The 17,561-nt window shown below is 61.4% G+C and carries 14 protein-coding genes; 7 read left to right on the forward strand and 7 right to left on the reverse strand.

Annotated elements, in window-relative coordinates:
* Positions 1–309: 309 nt before the first annotated feature.
* Complete coding sequence (locus tag EK416_RS15265; protein WP_127078978.1) at positions 310–1,200, reverse strand: LysR family transcriptional regulator; 891 nt, start codon at positions 1,198–1,200, stop codon at positions 310–312.
* Positions 1,201–1,327: 127 nt separating this feature from the next.
* Between EK416_RS15265 and EK416_RS15270 the strand changes: the two genes are divergently transcribed.
* On the forward strand, positions 1,328–1,927 hold the full coding sequence (locus EK416_RS15270; RefSeq protein WP_127078980.1) for an FMN-dependent NADH-azoreductase: 600 nt from the start codon (positions 1,328–1,330) through the stop codon (positions 1,925–1,927).
* 28 nt (positions 1,928–1,955) lie between these two features.
* The gene (locus tag EK416_RS15275; RefSeq protein WP_127078982.1) at positions 1,956–2,588 is read left to right on the forward strand and encodes a YceI family protein; all 633 of its coding nucleotides are present in this window, start codon (positions 1,956–1,958) and stop codon (positions 2,586–2,588) included.
* A 290-nt stretch (positions 2,589–2,878) separates the two neighbouring features.
* Here the strand turns inward: EK416_RS15275 and EK416_RS15280 are convergent, their stop codons facing one another.
* The 6 genes from EK416_RS15280 to EK416_RS15305 form a co-directional block, all read right to left on the reverse strand.
* Positions 2,879–3,802, reverse strand: a complete 924-nt coding sequence (locus tag EK416_RS15280; protein WP_127078984.1) for an AraC family transcriptional regulator — start codon at positions 3,800–3,802, stop codon at positions 2,879–2,881.
* A gap of 48 nt (positions 3,803–3,850) precedes the next feature.
* Positions 3,851–4,678 (reverse strand): oxidoreductase, encoded by an 828-nt coding sequence (locus EK416_RS15285; protein ID WP_127078986.1) that lies wholly within the window; start codon positions 4,676–4,678, stop codon positions 3,851–3,853.
* Positions 4,679–4,908: 230 nt separating this feature from the next.
* On the reverse strand, positions 4,909–5,424 hold the full coding sequence (locus tag EK416_RS15290; protein ID WP_127078988.1) for an acetone carboxylase subunit gamma: 516 nt from the start codon (positions 5,422–5,424) through the stop codon (positions 4,909–4,911).
* Between the two features lie 67 nt (positions 5,425–5,491).
* A complete protein-coding gene (locus tag EK416_RS15295) occupies positions 5,492–7,825 on the reverse strand; it encodes a hydantoinase B/oxoprolinase family protein (protein WP_127078990.1) in 2,334 nt (777 codons plus the stop codon).
* 66 nt (positions 7,826–7,891) lie between these two features.
* A complete protein-coding gene (locus tag EK416_RS15300; RefSeq protein WP_127078992.1) occupies positions 7,892–10,045 on the reverse strand; it encodes a hydantoinase/oxoprolinase family protein in 2,154 nt (717 codons plus the stop codon).
* 264 nt (positions 10,046–10,309) lie between these two features.
* The gene (locus EK416_RS15305; RefSeq protein WP_127078994.1) at positions 10,310–12,265 is read right to left on the reverse strand and encodes a sigma-54-dependent Fis family transcriptional regulator; all 1,956 of its coding nucleotides are present in this window, start codon (positions 12,263–12,265) and stop codon (positions 10,310–10,312) included.
* A 480-nt stretch (positions 12,266–12,745) separates the two neighbouring features.
* On the opposite strand from EK416_RS15305, the gene EK416_RS15310 reads away from it, so the two are divergent.
* Genes EK416_RS15310 through EK416_RS15330 form a run of 5 tightly spaced genes read left to right on the forward strand, consistent with a single transcriptional unit; the run spans position 12,746 to position 17,555 of the window.
* Positions 12,746–13,957 carry an ABC transporter substrate-binding protein gene (locus EK416_RS15310; protein WP_245434073.1) on the forward strand — a complete coding sequence of 404 codons (1,212 nt, stop codon included), beginning with the start codon at positions 12,746–12,748 and terminating at the stop codon, positions 13,955–13,957.
* Complete coding sequence (locus tag EK416_RS15315) at positions 13,954–14,712, forward strand: ABC transporter permease (protein ID WP_127079002.1); 759 nt, start codon at positions 13,954–13,956, stop codon at positions 14,710–14,712. Before EK416_RS15310 ends, EK416_RS15315 begins: the two co-directional genes overlap by 4 nt.
* The gene (locus EK416_RS15320) at positions 14,709–15,467 is read left to right on the forward strand and encodes an ABC transporter permease (protein ID WP_127079004.1); all 759 of its coding nucleotides are present in this window, start codon (positions 14,709–14,711) and stop codon (positions 15,465–15,467) included. The genes EK416_RS15315 and EK416_RS15320 overlap by 4 nt, the downstream gene beginning before the upstream one ends.
* On the forward strand, positions 15,467–16,303 hold the full coding sequence (locus tag EK416_RS15325; RefSeq protein ID WP_127079006.1) for an ABC transporter ATP-binding protein: 837 nt from the start codon (positions 15,467–15,469) through the stop codon (positions 16,301–16,303). Before EK416_RS15320 ends, EK416_RS15325 begins: the two co-directional genes overlap by 1 nt.
* Positions 16,304–16,337: 34 nt before the next feature.
* A complete protein-coding gene (locus tag EK416_RS15330; RefSeq protein ID WP_127079008.1) occupies positions 16,338–17,555 on the forward strand; it encodes a radical SAM protein in 1,218 nt (405 codons plus the stop codon).
* The last annotated feature ends 6 nt before the right edge of the window (positions 17,556–17,561 follow it).

Genomic DNA, 17,561 nt, shown 5'->3' on the forward strand with positions numbered 1-17,561 from the left:
GTAGATGACATACCGTGCTGCAGGCAAGACCAAGCGCGCGCGGCTTGATCAAGGGAGTAACCAACTGAGCGACGCCACAACGCGAAAGATTTCTTGTTCATATTTTAACAAATGAAACAACATTGATACAGAATAACACGAATCAAAACGCTACCTTGAAAGGCGGTGTCAAAATCGGACCCGCTTACGGAGGCGTTCGGATTCCTGCCGCCCCAACCGGCCGTCACCCGTCGGCCGACGACACCACGCGCGTGCGGGCTCGCTTGCAATGGAATAAAACAGAACGCCATCTGCGCTTCACCCGTCGTGCTAGGCCTCCTTCAGGCGGTTGATAAGCCAGCGGCCTGCGGGGCCGGGTGGGGCATCGGTGCGGTAAGTGGCGTACATCGGCATGATGAAGTTGGCGCCATCGGCATCCTGAAGCTCGATTTCGACAAGCTCGCCTTCCGCGAGGTCTCGTTCGACCATATCGAAAGGCATGCTGCCCCAGCCGAGCCCCTCGCGCAGAAACGCGTGCTTGGCGCTCATGTCCGCCAGTCGCCAGTTGCGTGGAGACAGAACGTTGAATTCCTGCCCTTCCGACAGGTCCGTGCGATCGGTCAGCACGAGTTGCAGATGATCGGCCAGCATGCAGCGCGGTATCGGGCCATGAAACGCGGCAAGCGCATGCCGGGGCGAGGTGACGACCACCATCCGCACCCCGAGAAGACGCTCGCGCAAAAGCTCCGGCCGCTCCAGCGTGAGAGAGCCCATCACGCCGAGCGCACACTGGCGCGACAAGACGGCTTTGGCGACGCCGCCGAGCGCTTCGACGTAAAGCCGGAGCGACGTTCCGGGAAAGACGGTGCCGAATAGGGCGGCAACCTTTGTCAGCACACGCATCGGAAACATCACGTCCACGACAACCGACAGTTCGGGCTCCAGCCCGGCGGCCATCCCTTTCGCCCTCGCCTTGAGCGAGTCCGTCGCTCGCAGGATGCCTTTCGCGTCCGCCAGAAGAATCCGTCCCTGGTCGGTCAGCACCGGATAACGACCGCTCCGGTCAAACAGCGCCACGCCAAGCTGCGCCTCAAGATTGAGGATGGTCTGGCTGATCACCGACTGAGCGCGATTGAGCCGCCTGCCGGCAGCGGAAAAGCTTCCCTCCTCGGCGGCGGCGATGAACAGACGCAATTGGTCGAGCGAGAGAGTGTCCAGCATACCTATCCGACTGAGCGATATTACTTATCGAAATATATAGCCTATTCCGCTGGATTTCATCCTCTATCTTAACAGTCACGTCATCCGGCGCCAGCCGCATGCAACCGATCTCGGAAGGAATTCAGCCTTGAAACTCCTGCACATCGATTCAAGCGTTCTCGGGCAGCATTCTGTCTCCCGCGCGCTATCGGCCGAAACCGTCGCGCGCCAGCGCGCGCTCCATCCAGGCATCGAGGTGGTCTATCGCGACCTCGTCGCAGAGCCGCTGCTGCATCTGTCACCGGCTCACATTGCGGTTTTCCAGGGTGCGGCGCCAGAGAACGACACGCTTGCAGCCGACATCGCCGATGGCGCGAAACTTCTCGACACCGTTTTTGAGGCGAGCGTCCTCGTCATCGGCGCGCCCATGTACAATTTCGGGATTTCGAGCCAGCTCAAGGCGTGGGTCGACCGCATCCTCATCGCGGGCCGCACCTTCCGCTATACGGCCGAGGGTCCGGAAGGTCTTCTGCCGGGCGGCAAAAAAGCCTTCATCGTCTCATCGCGAGGCGGCTCCTATGGACAGAAGGCGGCCGATCATCAGGAAGACCATTTGAAGATCGCCCTTGGCTTCATCGGCATCACCGACATCTCCATCATCCGAGCCGAGAACATCAGCCGCGGTGCGGATGCGCGCGAGGCCGCGCTCGCCGCCGCGCGCGAAGAAATTTCCTCTCTTGCTGCCTGAAACGTCAAACAAAAGGTAAGACCGAACCATGAAAATCAGCCGAAAATTTCTAGCCGCAGCGTTCGTCGCCCTGCCGATGCTCTCGCTTCAGGCTTCCGCCCAAGCTCCGGCCGAGGTCGCACCGGCGGCCGTTCAGGAAGGGACGTACACGGTCGAAGCCAGCCACACCCGCGTGCTTTTCGCCGTGTCGCATATGGGCTTTTCGACCTGGTATGGCGAGTTTACCGGCGTCTCCGGCAAGCTCACCCTCGCGCCCGCATCCATCGAAAAAAGTTCGCTCGATATCCGTATCCCGACGAAATCCGTCTCCACCAGCAACGCCAAGCTCGACGGCGAACTGAAGGCCGCCGACTGGTTCGACGCCGCGAAATTCCCGGAAATCACTTTCAAGGCGAAGCAGATCGAACGGACGGGCGACCGCACCGCGAAGGTGACGGGCGACCTGACGTTCCACGGCGTGACGAAGCCCGTGACGCTCGATGCGGTGTTCAACGGTGCCGGAACGAACCCGATCAACAAGCAGTACACGGTAGGCTTCGAGGCGACCGGCGCCATCAAGCGCAGCGATTTCGGCGTGAAGACTTACGTGCCCCTCATCGGCGACGACGTGAAGATCATTATCAGCGCCGCTTTCGAGCGGAATGGCGGGGCCGGTTTGTGATCGCAGCCTGACAGGCCGACGCCACTCTCCATGGAAGCCTCGGCGAGAAACTGAAGAGGCGGCGATTGCTCGCCGCCTCTTCAACGTGTTCTGCAAGCACCCGCTCGCTCTCCGCGAGCGTTCAATCCGTCAGGCCGCGCCGTTATCGTCGGCCAGTCTGACCGGTTTGGCGCTGGTTGTGTATCTCTCCGCTTCGTTCAAGCTGGCCTGTGCGAGAATAGCCATAATCTGGCGCGTTGTGGCCCCCGGGCTTCCGCCATCGAATGATGCCGCTTCCCGAAGATCTCTGTTTAGAAGACGGTTTCAAGAATCGTTCGCACGTCGGTTTTTGGCGGTGCGCCGAAGAGCCTGCGATACTCGCGATTGAACTGGGTAACACTTTCATAGCCGACGCGAAGCGCCGCGCTGCCCGCGTCCAGTCGATCGGCTATCATCAATCTGCGCGCCTCATGGAGACGCAGATGTTTCTGGTATTGGAGAGGGCTCATCGCCGTTAGCGCGCGGAAATGATGGTGCAAGGTGGATTCGCCCATGCCGGCAATGCTCGCCAACGCCTCGATGCGGATCGGCTGGTCGAAATTGTCGCGCAGCCACCTGATTGCGGTCGAGACGCGGTTGGTTTGCGTACCCACTTGGATTGCATGCCTCAATCGGCTGCCAACCGGCCCCGTCACAATCCGGTAGATGACTTCTCGCTGAAGGGAGCGCGCCAGGATGGGAATGTCACCTGGGTGAGCCAACAAGTCGATCAACCGCATCGCGGCGCTTGCCAGTTCCGGTGTCACCGGCCCGACAGCCATGCCGGATCCGTTGGCCTCCGGTACGTATCCAAGCTGATCAACCTCGGCAATCAGGTCTCGCGCCAGGTCGAGATCTATGTCCAGCTTGAACGCAACATAGGGGGTCGATGCGCTCGCATTGAGCACTTGGACAATGGTCGGTAGGCCGACGGCTGTCAGGAGGAAATGATCCTGATCGTAGAGATAGGTCTCATCCCCCACGACAACGCGCTTCATTCCTTTAATGATGAACGCGAAGGACGGTTCGTAGAGCGAAGAATCAGGCTGCATCGGCGACGCGCGCCGATGCAGGGAGAGGCCGGGAATGGCAGTGGCAAGAGATCCGTCATGCGGAAGGTATCGTTCAACAAGCTCGCGCATCCGGTGACGCGCGCGTTCAATCTCTTCCGTTGCCGTGACAGCTGCCGCATGCATGAATGCCCACTCCACTCCCCCTGCGGCTCCAGCCTCTATGTCTGTTGCCTAAAAGTCCGTTGACAGGACCGTATCCTTCCATCGTTCGATATTCTCCGCAAGCATTGCGGATTTATTGTTGAATACAGCATAGGCATCAGAGCCCGCTGCGAGCCAAACGGGAGGCTTTTCCGCTCTCACCAACGCAAGCATTGCCGCAGCAAACTTCCTTGGGTCGCCAATCTGCTGATGATTGTTGGCGTCAAGCGCCTGCCGATGCTGGGCGGAAGCGGCTTCATAGTCTTCAATTACAAAATCGCCATAGCGCACGGAACTGCCATCGAGAAAGTCAGTCCGGAAGCGGCCGGGATAGACACAGGTCACCCTGATGCCGAACAGGGCCACCTCGTGGGCAAGGCCTTCCGACCAACCGGACACCGCGTGTTTGGTGGCGCAATAGACCGACGAGCCTTCAAAGCCTTGCATACCGGCGATCGACGATATCGTGATGATATGACCGGAGCGCTGCGCCCGCATGATCGGCAAAACGGCCCGTGTGACATCGAACACGCCGAAAACGTTGGTGGCGAACTGCCGCGACACGGTTTGCGGGGCGATCTCCTCGAACGCGCCAAGCTGACCATAACCAGCATTGTTGACAAGAACGTCGATCCGACCGAACCGCGCCTTCGCCGCGCTCACAGCTTCATCGACCGCCGTGTGGTTTGTGACATCGAGAGGGATCGTCTGGAGCCTGTCGGCAAAGCCCACCAAGGCCTCATCGATCTGCTGTGGGCTGCGTGCCGTGGCGATGACGGCATCGCCAGCTTCAAGGGCGGCGCGCGCAATTTCCAGGCCGAGACCACGATTGGTCCCGGTGATAAACCAGGTTTTCATAGGGTAATTCCATCATCGATTGGACTTCAGCGCATCCCGCGCCAACTCCAAGCATTTTATGGCCTACCCCCCGCTCCAGCTAGAAACGGTCCTGCCTGTTTCTTGCCCGATCCTGTCGATCACAAATGCTAAAAAAGGGCGCTTCAGCTTGCGATGAAGCACCCTTCCGTCGTAACGGCTGAAACTCAGGAGAGATTTAGAGGGCTATAGCGTAGATATCGTTCTCATCATCACCCTCGTGGTGCGCCAGCGCGCTCAGGCACCGGAATTCCAAGCCATTCCTTATAGAACGTGTCGATATCCGGTTCGAAATCGTGGATGACGGGATACCACGGCGTGGGCGCCTCGACATCGTGAAGCGTGCCGCATTCGGGGCAGAAATATTCGCGCAACACCTGCCATGAAGGCGTCGGCGCCATAAGTCGCGGATAGATCTGCTCAAGCTTCTGCGGCGTGTCGCGCACATTGACAAGCGCGTGGAGTTTCCAGTTTTCCTTCCAGTCGCAAAAATCGTGACCGCATTCGCAGCGGGTTTTCCACTCCTTCGTGTCTTGCCGCTGGACGATGTAAAGCTTCGGGCCGAGCGGCAGGACGATGCGATCCTGCCACGAGAGGCGCTCCTGAAGGATGTCGACATAGGTGGCGAAGCGCTCCGCATCCTTCGGCATCGAAAGCATCTGGTGGAGCGTGTCGTGATCGATGCGGCCGTCGATGAGATCGGCGATCTTGGCGCGTGTGTAAGACATGGCGTTTCCTCGATTTCTTATAAGGTTGGGGGCGCGCCGGCGGAGGGCACCGGCGCGCGTTCGGCTGCTATTCCTCGACGAACTGGACGAGCTTCACATCCGGCAGTTCGGACAGATCCATCGAGTATTTCGAGCCGTAATGAGGAATGTCGAGTTCGTCTTCGGTGAGCTGCCAGCTATCCGGCAGATCCCAGAAGGACCGGAAGTCTTTCTCGAACTTCGGCCCAAGCGTGAACGATGCGGAGAACATCTGCTTGACGTGATCGCCCGCGCCGGTCTTCGCAAGGATCTTCTCGCGCTCGGTCTTGACCCACTCCTTCACCGGCACGGCACCGGCGATGCGATCCTTGCGGATCGCCTTGCGTTTTGCGTCCGTCGCCGCCGCGTCGATGGCATAGATGCCCGCCGCATCTGACGAGACCACAACACCATAGACGCGCTCGGCAAAGCGTTCGAGCAGGTAGCCGCCGTTCAGATCGTCGACGACGCTCTGCGGGTCGCGGTCGAGCGGGTCGCCGAAGCCGGGGCCGCCTCGCATGTAGTTGAGGTAGAGGTCGTAGTCGGAGAACATCTCCTCCGTGGTGATCGCCTGCTTGTCGCGCTTGATCACTGCGCCCTTGATGAGATCGTCCCACACCGGGTTTTCCGGGTCGGTATCGCCGCCGAACGGGATCGGCTTGCCCTCCTCGATGAGCGCCTTGATGCCGGTCTTGTGCGCCGCGAAGCGATAGCCCGATGCCGCCGGATAGCCGCCCATGAGCCCCCAGTCGGACGAGATGTGACCGTTGCCCATGAAGAACATGGTCCAGTCCTTCGCATTCCAGACGAGACGCAAGCTCTCGAAACCGCAGCCGCCGCGATACTTGCCCGCGCCGCCCGAGTTCGACTTGATCTGACGGCCGAGATAGAGAAGCGGCTCGGCCAGCTCCCAGATCTCCATGTCGCCCATGTCGCCTTCGGGGTTCCAGATGGCGGCGGCGTGGCTGAGACCGTCGCCGACCGCCGTCGCACCCGTTCCGTTCGCCGCGCACTCGAACGAGTTCACCGCGTGGATCTCGTCATACTGGTTGAAGCCGCCGCCCTGGAGCCAGTTCGAGGTGTTGGCGTTGCCCGCGTTCACCTCTTCCAGATAGCCGCGCCCGAAGTAAGAGCGAGACAGGCCGCGCCACAGCGCCGTCCACGACGAGACGAGGAAGTGCCATGAGTAGGCGAAGGCGACGCGCCGGTCGTCCGGGTTCATCCACGTGCCTTTCGGCAGGCGAAATTCGGTGCCGTAGGCGGCGCCGTCGTTGATCATCTCGGACGGGATGAGCGTTTGCGTCATCATCACCCAGATGCCCGAGGTGAAGCTTACCTGATGGGCGTTATAGGTGTGCCAGCCCCAGCGCGATGAGCCTTCGAAATCGAGCCGCCACGTGCCGTCGCCACGGATCGTGATTTCAGACGGCGTGTGCATGATGGAATCGACCTTCGCGAAGTCGGACGGCACGCGGACGTCCTCATGCGCATAGGGCACGTCCACAAAGCCTACCTGACGGTACTTGCCGGGGATGGTCATCGCCTTGATGCGATTCTGAAGCCCGCGCCGCCCGTGCTCCACGGCCTCGTAAGAGAACTTCCAGAACGCATCGATGCCTTCTTCCGCGATGACCTCCTCGACGAGCTTGCGGATCATGTGGCAGCCCGCGATGCGCGTGCGCTCGTCGAGCATCCAGTAGCGCGTCGTGCGCACCATACGCTGGCTCTCATGCAGCCAGTCGCGGAACAGCGTGTCGTTCTCGCCCACCTTTCGGCAGGTGACGGAATAGCCGTCGCCGAAGCGCTGGACCTGGCCCGTACACATGGAGCCGGGGCCGACCGCGCCCGTGTCGATCACATGCGTGACGCCGCCGACCCAGCCGACGAGTTCGCCCTCCCAGAAGATCGGCACGATCGTGTGGATGTCGCACGGATGCACGTTCCCGATCAGGCAGTCGTTGTTGCAGAAGATGTCCTTGTCGCGGACGCCGGGATTACTCTCCCAGTCGTTCTCGATCATGTATTTGATCGCCGCGCCCATCGTGCCGACGTGGATGATGATGCCGGTGGAGGTCAGGATCGAGTCGCCCGCCGCGTTGTAGAGCGTGAAGCAAAGCTCGCCCTCCTGCTCCACGATGGGCGATGCCGCAATCTTCTTCGCCGTCTCGCGGGCATCCACCACACCGGCGCGAAGCCTTGAGAACAGCTTGTTGTAGAGGATCGGCTCGCTGTCGCGCAGCTCCATTTGCTGGAGGCCGGCATAGTGCTTCGTCAGCCGCGTGGCCTCCATCAGGCGGTCGCGATGCTGCTTCAGCGTCTCGCCGCCGCGAACGATGCCGCGTGTCGCCGTCTTGAAGTCCGATGTCTTTACATTGAGGTTCATGACGTTTCGTCCCTGTTCGATCTTTTTTGCTCGGGGGAATCCGGGCGATTGCCGCCCGGTCCGCTCTCAGACTTCCTTCAGGTGAAACAGCCGGTGGCCGTCGAGGAAGGTCTCGAAGCCGTCGGGGACGACGAACGTCGTCGCGTCGGATTCGATGATCGCCGGGCCCGTGACGCGATTGCCCGGAAGGAGCGCCTCCATCTTGTAGAGCTGCGCGTCGACCCACCGCTTCTTGCGATAGAATTTGCGCGTGCCGATTTTGGCTTCCTCGGGCGGCGTGTCGCCGTGGAGCGTATCGACCGGGATCTTCGGCTTCTGGATCGGCACTGTGCCGCGCATGATCGCGCCCGTGACGGAATAGCCAAGCTCGGGCGAGCGGGCGCTTTCCGAGTAGACGCGGCCATAGGTGGCGTTATAGGCGTCCACCATCGCGTTCCAGTCTTCGGCGGTCGAAGCGGACTTGATCGGGCTTTCGATTTCGAGGTCGTTCAACTGACCGCGATACTGCATGCGGTAGCCCGGTTGCAGCGTGACCTTGTCCGCCTCGTAGCCGTTCAGGCGGAACTCTTCGAGCACGTTGCGGGTCAGTTCGTCCCACGCCTCCTGAAGCACAGCCGCGGCCTTGGCCCGATCCTCGTCCGACGCATCCGGCGCGAGGTTGATGTCGAGCGACTTGTCGTAGCGGTATTCGAAATCCGCCGCCGCGCAGCCGAAGGCCGAGAAGCCCGCCGCCCACGCCGGAACGATCACGTCCTCGAAGCCGAGCCCTTCCGTGTAGCCGTAGGTGTGGACCGGCCCCGCGCCGCCATAGGAGAAGCACACGAAGCTGGCCGGGGAATACCCCTTGCCGGAGATCATCGCGCGCAGATAGTCGCGAAGGTCGCTGTCGAGCAGCTCGATCACGCCCGCCGCCGCATCCTCGACCGAAAGGCCGAGAGGATCGGCGACCTGCTTCTTGATCGCATCGACCGAGCGCTGGCGGTCGAGCTTGATCGCGCCGCCGAGGAAGTTGTCGGGGTTCAGGTAGCCGAGCACCATGTGGCAGTCCGAAACCGTCACCGTCTCGATGCCGCTGTCCGCCCAGCACACGCCGACGCGATAGCCCGCAGAGTCCGGGCCGAGCTTGATCGCCTTCGTATAAGGATCGAGACGGATGAAAGAACCCGCGCCCGCGCCGACCGAATCCATCGCCACGAGCGGCAACGACAGCACGAGCCGCGCCATGTCGGGATCGTTCTTGATCGTCAGTTCGCCCTGCGTGATGAGCGCCACGTCGAACGAGGTTCCGCCGATGTCCGAACACGCGATGTTGTTGTAGCCCAGCACTTCGCCGAGATACTTCGCGCCGATCACCCCGCCGATGGGCCCGGAAACGATGGTGCGGGCGAGTTCCTTCGCCTTCCATGAAATCGTGCCGCCATGCGTGGCCATGACGCGGAAGTCGAATTTCGTGCCCTGATCCTTGAAGGCGTCGGAAATCTTCTTGAGCGTTTGCCGGGACGGTTCGGCCGCATAGCCTTCAAGGATGGTGGTGTTGGTGCGATGGCTCTCCTTGCGGACGGGGTAATAATCGGCTGATGCGAAGACGGGAATTTTCTTGCCGCTCTTGGCCACCTCTTCGATGACGATGTCGCGGACGCGGCGCTCGTGCGAAGAGTTCTTGTAGGAGTGCAGCAAGCTGATGACGATGCCTTCCACATCCTGCGCGATCAGCTCCTGCGCCGCTCGCCGCGCGGACTCTTCGCGAAGCGGGATGACCACCGTGCCCGACATATCGATGCGCTCGACCACGCCGCGCGTGAGCTGACGGGGAACGAGCGGCGGGTCATAGCGATGCGTGTTGAGGTGGATGCGGTCTTCGTAGGCGTAACCGAGGTGAGACTGGACGGCGCGGCCCATGCGGTGGAAGTCTTCCATGCCCGCGTTCACGATCAGCCCGCATTTGAGGCCCTTCCGCTGCACCACGCGGTTCAACATCGCGGTGCCGGAATAGACGCCGGTGTGAAGCTGGCTCAGCGCTTCCTCAAGCTCCATGTTCCAGAGCGACAGGCCGTCCCGGCTGGAGTTGATGAGGCCGATGGCTTCGTTTTCGGGGGTGGACTGCGCCTTGCCGACGACAAACTCGCCGTTCGCGTCGACGAAAAAAGTATCGGTCATGGTGCCGCCGGCGTCGATGCCGAGCACCTGCACGCTTCTCAGGTTCCGTACAGCTAAATTCACTCTGACCTCCCTTTCGCTCGGCGTCTTCGCGCCGATGCCACTTCTTTCGCAGGGAGCATGCCAGAATGTCGCACCACGACGCGGCATAGGCGGAACAACGGCTTACCGCATCTGCTCAGCCCGTTTTCGGCGTCCGCTAACGTCCGGCGCGGCGTCCGGGCCGACCGTCCGAACAGCGGAGGAACGGCAAGACCCGGACGGCAAAACGCAACGACGGCAGCTTTGCAGCCGCCGCCCGCGCGGGTGCTGAAAATGGGAAGCGCGTCAGTCTTCGGGCGAGCGCAAGACGCCGTATTTCGCAAGCCGCACATAAAGCGTCGAGCGCGCGATGCCGAGACGGCGGGCCGCTTCGGTAAGGTTGCCGCCGCATGCTTCGACTTCCGCAAGGATGGCCTCGCGCTCCGGCGTCTTCATGCCACGCCGGGGCGGGAGGACGGTTAAAGGCTTTGCGGCAGCTTCCGGTTCCGCGCCTGCCGCGCGGGAAGCCTTGTCGCACAGGCGCATTTCCAGCGGGAGATGCTCGACGTCGATCTTGTCGGTTTCGCAAAGCGCAAGAACCGCGTCGATCACGTTGCGCAGCTCGCGGACATTGCCCGGCCACCCGTAGAGGCGAAACAGCATCAGAGCGTCGTCCGAGAAAGAAGGCGATGGGCGACCGAGCCGCGCCGCCGTTCTTGCGGCGAAGCGCTCGGCGAGAACGAGCACATCGTCGCCCCGTTCCCGCAACGGCGGAATGCGAAGGCGCGCGGCGGCAATCCGATAGAACAGGTCGCGCCGGAAGCGCCCCGCGCCCACCTCCTCCATCAGGTCGCGATTCGTCATGGACACGAGCCGGATGGAAACGGGGCGGCCCTCGTGATCGCCGACGCGATAAACGATTCCGTCTTCCAGCACGCGCAGCAGATAGGACTGCAGGTCCATCGGCATTTCGCCTATTTCGTCGAGGCAGAGGATGCCGCCGTCGGCCTTCTCGATCTTGCCCGGCCTGCCATTGCCGTCCGCGCCCGTGAACGCACCTTTCACATAGCCGAACAGTTCGCTCGCGATGAGGTCGCGCGCCATGCCGCCGCAGTTCACCGGCACGAAGGGGCCGCTTGCGCATGCGCTCGCCGCCTTGATCGCGCGGGCGAACAACTCCTTGCCGACGCCCGTTTCGCCCTCGATCAGCACCGGCAGCGGGTTCGCGGCCAGCTTCCGCGCGCGCTCGCGAATATCGCGCATCACGGCGCTTTCGCCCGCGATCTCGTCAAACGCATCGGCGGCGGCCCGCGGCGCGCGGGCGACGGCCGGGCTCGCGGGAATGCTGCGCTTGCCGAGCAGCACGATCAAACAACCGGCGACTTCGCCTTCATCCTTCACGATTTCGAGGCCCGCATTGGGAAAGCGGTCGCGGCAATTGCGCTCCCACGCTTCGGCGGAAGCAGAACCGATGATGCGGCGAAGCACGTGAGGCAGATCGTCAGGCGAAGCGGTATCGATCTTGCGCACCGCGGTTTCGGTGGAATGGACGAGGTAGCCTCGCCGGTCGATCACAAGGATATCTTCGCTGAGCCACGTCGACCGCTTGGAAAGCAGATGACGCAGCAAAATCTCGTGGTCGAGCTTCGCGGCCTTTTCAAGCGTCGCTTCAATCTCCCTGCCGATGGCGGCCGCCAGCGCAAGACTTTGCGGATTGAAGGTCGCCACGGGACCGGAGATGTCGACTGCGCCCAGCAGTTCGCCATCGAGGGGATGATGCACGGGGGCGGCGGCGCAACTCCAGCGCTGGACGTCCTCGCAGAAGTGCTCGGCTCCCGTCACCTTCACCGGGCGCTGCTCTGCGAGCGCGGTGCCGATGGCGTTCGTGCCGATGGCGTTCTCTTGCCACGCTCCGCCCGTTTGCAGCGCGTTGCCCTTGCCCTGTTCGACCACGCGGCCGTCCCCGGCGGTTTCGAGGACAAAGCCCGTTCGATCCGCGAGAATCATCATGCTCGCGGCATCGCGCAACATCTCGCGCGAGCGTTCGAGCGCCTGACGCGAAGCTGCGAGGAAAGCCGCATTCAACGACCGCCTTCGGAAGATTTCCGCCTCGTCCGCCAGCGGAGCGCGCAACAAGGCTGTGCCGACACCGAAGGACCGCGATCGCTCCCATGAAGCGGCGATGGCGCGCGGCAGAACGCACGCCTTGCGACCGTGTTGCTGAAACTCCTCCCATGCCAGGCGTATCGCACGCTGATTCATGACCCTGTCTCCGGCGGGGCGAACGTTGTCGTTCAGGCAGGGACGCTTTTTTCAGCGGAGCGACATTTCCACGGCGGATGGGGCGCGGACATGGATGTTTGCCGCGCGCGTCGCTCATGTCTCATGATCTTTTCGATCACGAAGTCCCTTTTGCGTTTCCTGCAAGCGGACTTCTTTTCGATCCGCTTCAACCAAAAGAGTAGGGCGAGCAATCTTATTACGCAAGCCCGCTGCATGAGCGGCCAGCAATGGCGTGGCTGCCCAGCCCCGGGATGTAAAATATACTAAAATTATAAAAATACCGGAATTTGTGCGTGTGGCCGCCCGATCCATCGCGTCAAAGGTTGCGGCCAGCAATGGCTTTCTAAAACACAAATCCAGTCAACACAGCAAATCCATAAATCATTGAAAATATATATTGATGCCGGAATTCGTCAATTATAGAAATTCTGGAGTTGATATCGTTCATCGAAGCAACCAATGGCTGCTGGCGCGAGAAAATATCGCGTCAATAGCGCCGTGAACTGGATTATGGTGACGCGAATAATGCCATCGATAGATCAATTTTCTTCCGGAGCAAGGAAATGCCTGACGGCATTTTTCCTGAGCCTGGTCCCGGCAGTGATGCTTTGCGTAGCCGCCGGAAACGCGCTGGCGGACCCCATTGTCATCCGCATCGGTTATCCGGGGCTCGGCGTCGACAACAGGCCGTTTGCCTACGGCGGGATCGCCTCGGTGGCTCACGCTGAGCGATATATCGAAAAAGAATTCGAGAACGATCCGGATATCAAGGTGGAATGGACGCTGTTCCGCGGAGCCGGCCCGGCCGTAAACGAGGCGTTTGCCTCCGGTCAGCTCGACTTCTCCGCTGGATTGGGCGACCTGCCGGCGATCGTGCATCGATCAAACGGCATCAAGACCAAGTGGCTCGCACAGTCGGATGTTCATACGCCCATCTTTCTCGCCGTGCGGAAAGGGGTGGGCATCAATGGTGTCGATGATCTCGTCGGCAGAAAGATTGCCCAGTTCCGAGGAACGAACCTTCAGCTCGCGGCGGATCGGGTACTCGCCGCGCACGGCCTGACCGAAAAGAATGTGAAGTTCGTCAATCTCGATTTTGCGGGCGCATTTGCGGCCATACTTTCCGGCAATATCGACGGCGCTTTCGGGGGTGTCGAAGTTCTTGAACTGAAGCGTCGCGGTATCATCGAAATTCCGTACGACACCAAAAATGACAAGCCTGAATTCAGCCGCGCTGCCGGGCTCTATGTAACCGAGGAGTTTGAAGCCAAGCATCCCGAACTCGTGCAGCGCGTGGTGAATGCCTATATCCGCGCCGCCCGCTGGGGAGCGGACGAGGCCAATCGCGAGGCTCTCTATGAAGTCTACGCCAAATCAGGCATTCCGACTGAAAGTTTCCGCGAGTATTTTTCGGGCCAAAAGCTTGCTGATCGGCTCAATCCCCTCATCGACGATTTCGTAGTCGAGCGCTACCGCGATCAGACGCGCCGCGCTCTCGACTATGGACTTCTGCGCAAACCGGTAGAGGTCGAAAGCTGGATCGACCGCCGCTATCTTGAGCGCGCGCTTGCCGAACAACACCTCGAAACCTACTGGCCGAGGTCCAGGGCAGACGGTACGAAGCTGACCGAAGCGGCGTCATCGGCTGACGGTAAAGCCCAGCAACGATGAAACCGGGTTCCTACCTCCTTGGATTGATCGTTCCCGCTGGTCTTCTCGCAGCGTGGGCGGCAGCGGCCCGGTATGGACTGCTGCCTGCCCAGATCCTGCCGGACCCCGCGTTCGTCGCGCAGACGATCGGTGAGACGCTGGCGAGCGGTGAACTTTGGATGCACCTCTCCGCCAGCCTCCAGCGCATCGCTGTCGGCTTTGCGTTCGGCTCGGCCGCAGGACTGCTGTGCGGGGCCGCGATCGGTGCATCGTCGACGCTTCGAGAACTGTTCCGAACGCCCTTTCTCGTCCTCACTCAGCTCCACGCGCTTGCGATGCTGCCGCTCATCGTACTGATGTTCGGCATCGACGAAGAGATGAAGCTTTTCGTCATCGCCTGGGCGACATTCGTTCCAGTCGTGCTGAACGCCGCGCAGGGCATCCGCGAGGTTTCGTCCGAATGGGTCGAAGTCGGTCGGGTGCTCGGATTTGACCCCTGGTATCAGGCCACCCGCATCGTTCTGCCGGCTGCGGCTCCGTCGATCTTCACGGGCATCAGAGAGGGACTTGCAAACGCCTGGCAAGCGCTGATCCTGGCTGAACTGTTCGCGTCCAGCGAAGGGCTTGGCTACCTGATCGTCTGGGGACGCCAGCTCTTTCAGCTCGACCTCGTGCTGACCGCCATTGCAACGATTGCGCTGGTCGGCCTCCTTCTCAACAGCGTGCTGGGGATTGCCGAACGCCGGTTATACCGCTGGCGTGGAGGCGTCGCATGAAGATCCACGCTTCCTCGCTCAAACCATATGCCATCCTCGTGGGCACGCTGGCGGTATGGCAAGCCGCCACGTTTCTCGAACTGACAGATCCGAATTTCCTGCCATCGCCCAAAGCCGTGCTCGCGCGGGCATGGATCGAAATCGAAAAAGGCACGCTTACCGCCGACGTGGCCGCGACGCTCACGCGGCACATTCAGGGGTTCGCGATCGGCATCTGCGCGGCACTCGCCTTCGGGCTTCTGCTCGGCTTGTCGAAACTCGCAAACCAGCTTCTTGGACCGCTGTTCCTGGGCTTCAGGCAAATCGCGCTCTTTGCCTGGGTTCCGCTCCTGTCGCTGTGGTTCGGCGGCAATGAAGCGGGCAAGATCGCCTTTATCGCCGTTGCCGCTTTCACGCCGATGGTCGTAAGCACCTGGCGTGGAACGCGCGAAATTTCTCCGGCGCACCATGAACTCGCCGCGGTGCTGACCCTTGGCCGCCTCGACTACGTTCGGCTGATCGCGTTGCCAAGCGCGCTGCCGCAGGTGCTGACCGGGCTCCGCAGCGCACTCATCGCCTCCTGGCTCGCGACTGTCGGCGCGGAACTGTTCCTCAACGTCGCTCCCGGTCTCGGCGGCCGCCTCAATGAAGGCCGTGAAACCTTCCAGATGGATCTGCTGCTCGCCATGCTCCTCGTGCTGGTCTGCATCGGCATGATTTATCAGCGCATGGCCGACGCCGGGGAAATGAAGCTGCTGAAACGGAGAACAGCCTGATGACTACGCTGAGTAATCCAGCCACGTTCCGCCGTGTCGCGCTCGAGCTTGCAAACTTCAGCCGCACCTTCGATGTCGCCGGCAGCAGGTTCACCGCTGTGCAGGAGGTATCGCTGACGGTCCGCGAGGGCGAGTTTGTCGCCTTCGTCGGAGCATCGGGATGCGGAAAGTCGACCCTTCTCAGGGCGATCGTCGGTCTCGATACCGGCTTCGAGGGAAGCATCAGGATCGACGGCAAAGCTGTTGATGGCCCCGGCCTCGACCGCGGTATCGTCTTTCAGGAGCACCGCCTTCTGCCCTGGCTTACAGTCGAGGCGAATGTCGGGGCGGCTCTCCGCAGAAGCGGCCTGAACAGCAGAGAGCGCAAGCAGCGCATCGCCGAACAGCTTGAACTCGTGGGTCTGTCGCCCTTCTCTCAAGCCTATCCTGCGCAACTCTCCGGCGGCATGGCGCAGCGGGTTGCGATCGCCCGCGCACTCGTCACGCGCCCGCGCTTTCTGCTGCTGGACGAGCCGCTCGGAGCGCTGGACGCGCTGACCCGCCTCAGACTTCAGGGCGAACTGGCCCGGCTCATCCGTCACGAGGGCACGACGGCGTTGCTCGTGACCCACGACGTGGACGAAGCCGTGACCCTCGCCGACAGGATCGTCGTGATGAAGCCCCATCCGGGGCGCGTCGCGCAGATCCTCGAAGTTCCTCGCCATGCGATCCGCGACCGCTCATCCCCCGCCTTCTTGCGAACGCGGGACGAAGTATTGGGGCTTCTGGGAGTCCCGGTGCTCGTCGAGGAACCCGATGCCGCCCGCGACCGCCCGGCCGAACTCCAGACGGCCTGACATCAAAATCCCGCAAACAAAGGAGTAGCGCAGCATGACAGAAAAACGGTCCCCCCTGCCGAAATCGAAGCTGTGGGAAGAACTGAAGCTCAAGGCCGAACTCGGCATTCACGGTGTCGCCATCACGAAACAGGCACTTGATTTCGTTAGGCCCGCTGAACTGGCCCAGGAGCAGGTTCACAACCTGTTCGAGATGGATTTCTTCGTCCACGATTTCGAGCTTCCTTCGGGCTACGATCTTCCCGGAGGCATCTCGGTTCCATTCCGCTGGAATCCCAATTCGGCCAACATCATCGATCTCGATGGGAACCGTACCATTATCACCAACAAGGGCCACGAAGTGGCGGAAGTGCGCTTTCACAAGCGCCCCGGTTTTTATGGCCTGAAGACTTCCGATGGTCAGGAAATGGGGACCATCGGGGCTTTGTATCGCCATCGCGCGCTGTTTTTCGCATATAGCAACGAGTGTTCCTACAAGGATCGCGGCGAAGATTGCGCCTTCTGCAATATCAACCACACCAAGGACGTTTACGGCGAGAAGAAGGGGATCTTCTGGAAGACACCTCGCCAGATCGGTGAAGTGGCCGCAGCGGCCTTCGCGGAAAACGCCGTCGATCACCTGACGGTCAGCGGCGGCATCATCCCCGAGCGGCGCGAACTCGAATATTATCTCGACGTAGCCGAGGCGATTCAGGAGCACACCGGCCTGCAGGATTTCAACGGCACCGCCGTCGTCGCCGCGCCGCTCGACCTGCGCCAGATCGACCGCTTCCGCGAAGCGGGCTATCGCACGACCGCGATGAACATCGAGCTGTGGGACAAGGGCTTCTACGAAACCATTTGCCCCGGCAAGGCGCGGACTAGCGGCGGCTGGGATCACTGGCTCCACGCTTTGAAATATGCCGTCGGCGTGTTCGGCCACGGGGCCGTGCGCTCGAACATGGTTGCGGGCATCGAACCGAAGAAAAGGACGCTGGAAGGGCTTGAGCACCTCGCCGCTTCGGGCGTCGTCGGCACGTTCTCGGTGTGGTGCCCCAATCCCGGCTCCGAGCTGGAAGGGCATCGCTCGCCCGTCCCCGAGTGGTACATCGATCTCGCGTTTCAGACGACGGCGATCTGGAAGAAGAACGGTTTCACCTTCCAGCAGGTCTGCGACTGCAACGCCTCGAACGATTCGCTTCAGCACGACATCTGGCGCATCGAGGACGATCTTCTTCCGTCGCTGCAGGAAAGCCGGCTCGAACTCGCCTGACGAGGG

This window comes from Rhodomicrobium lacus (assembly GCF_003992725.1).
In the GTDB taxonomy this organism is placed as follows: Bacteria; Pseudomonadota; Alphaproteobacteria; order Rhizobiales; family Rhodomicrobiaceae; genus Rhodomicrobium; species Rhodomicrobium lacus.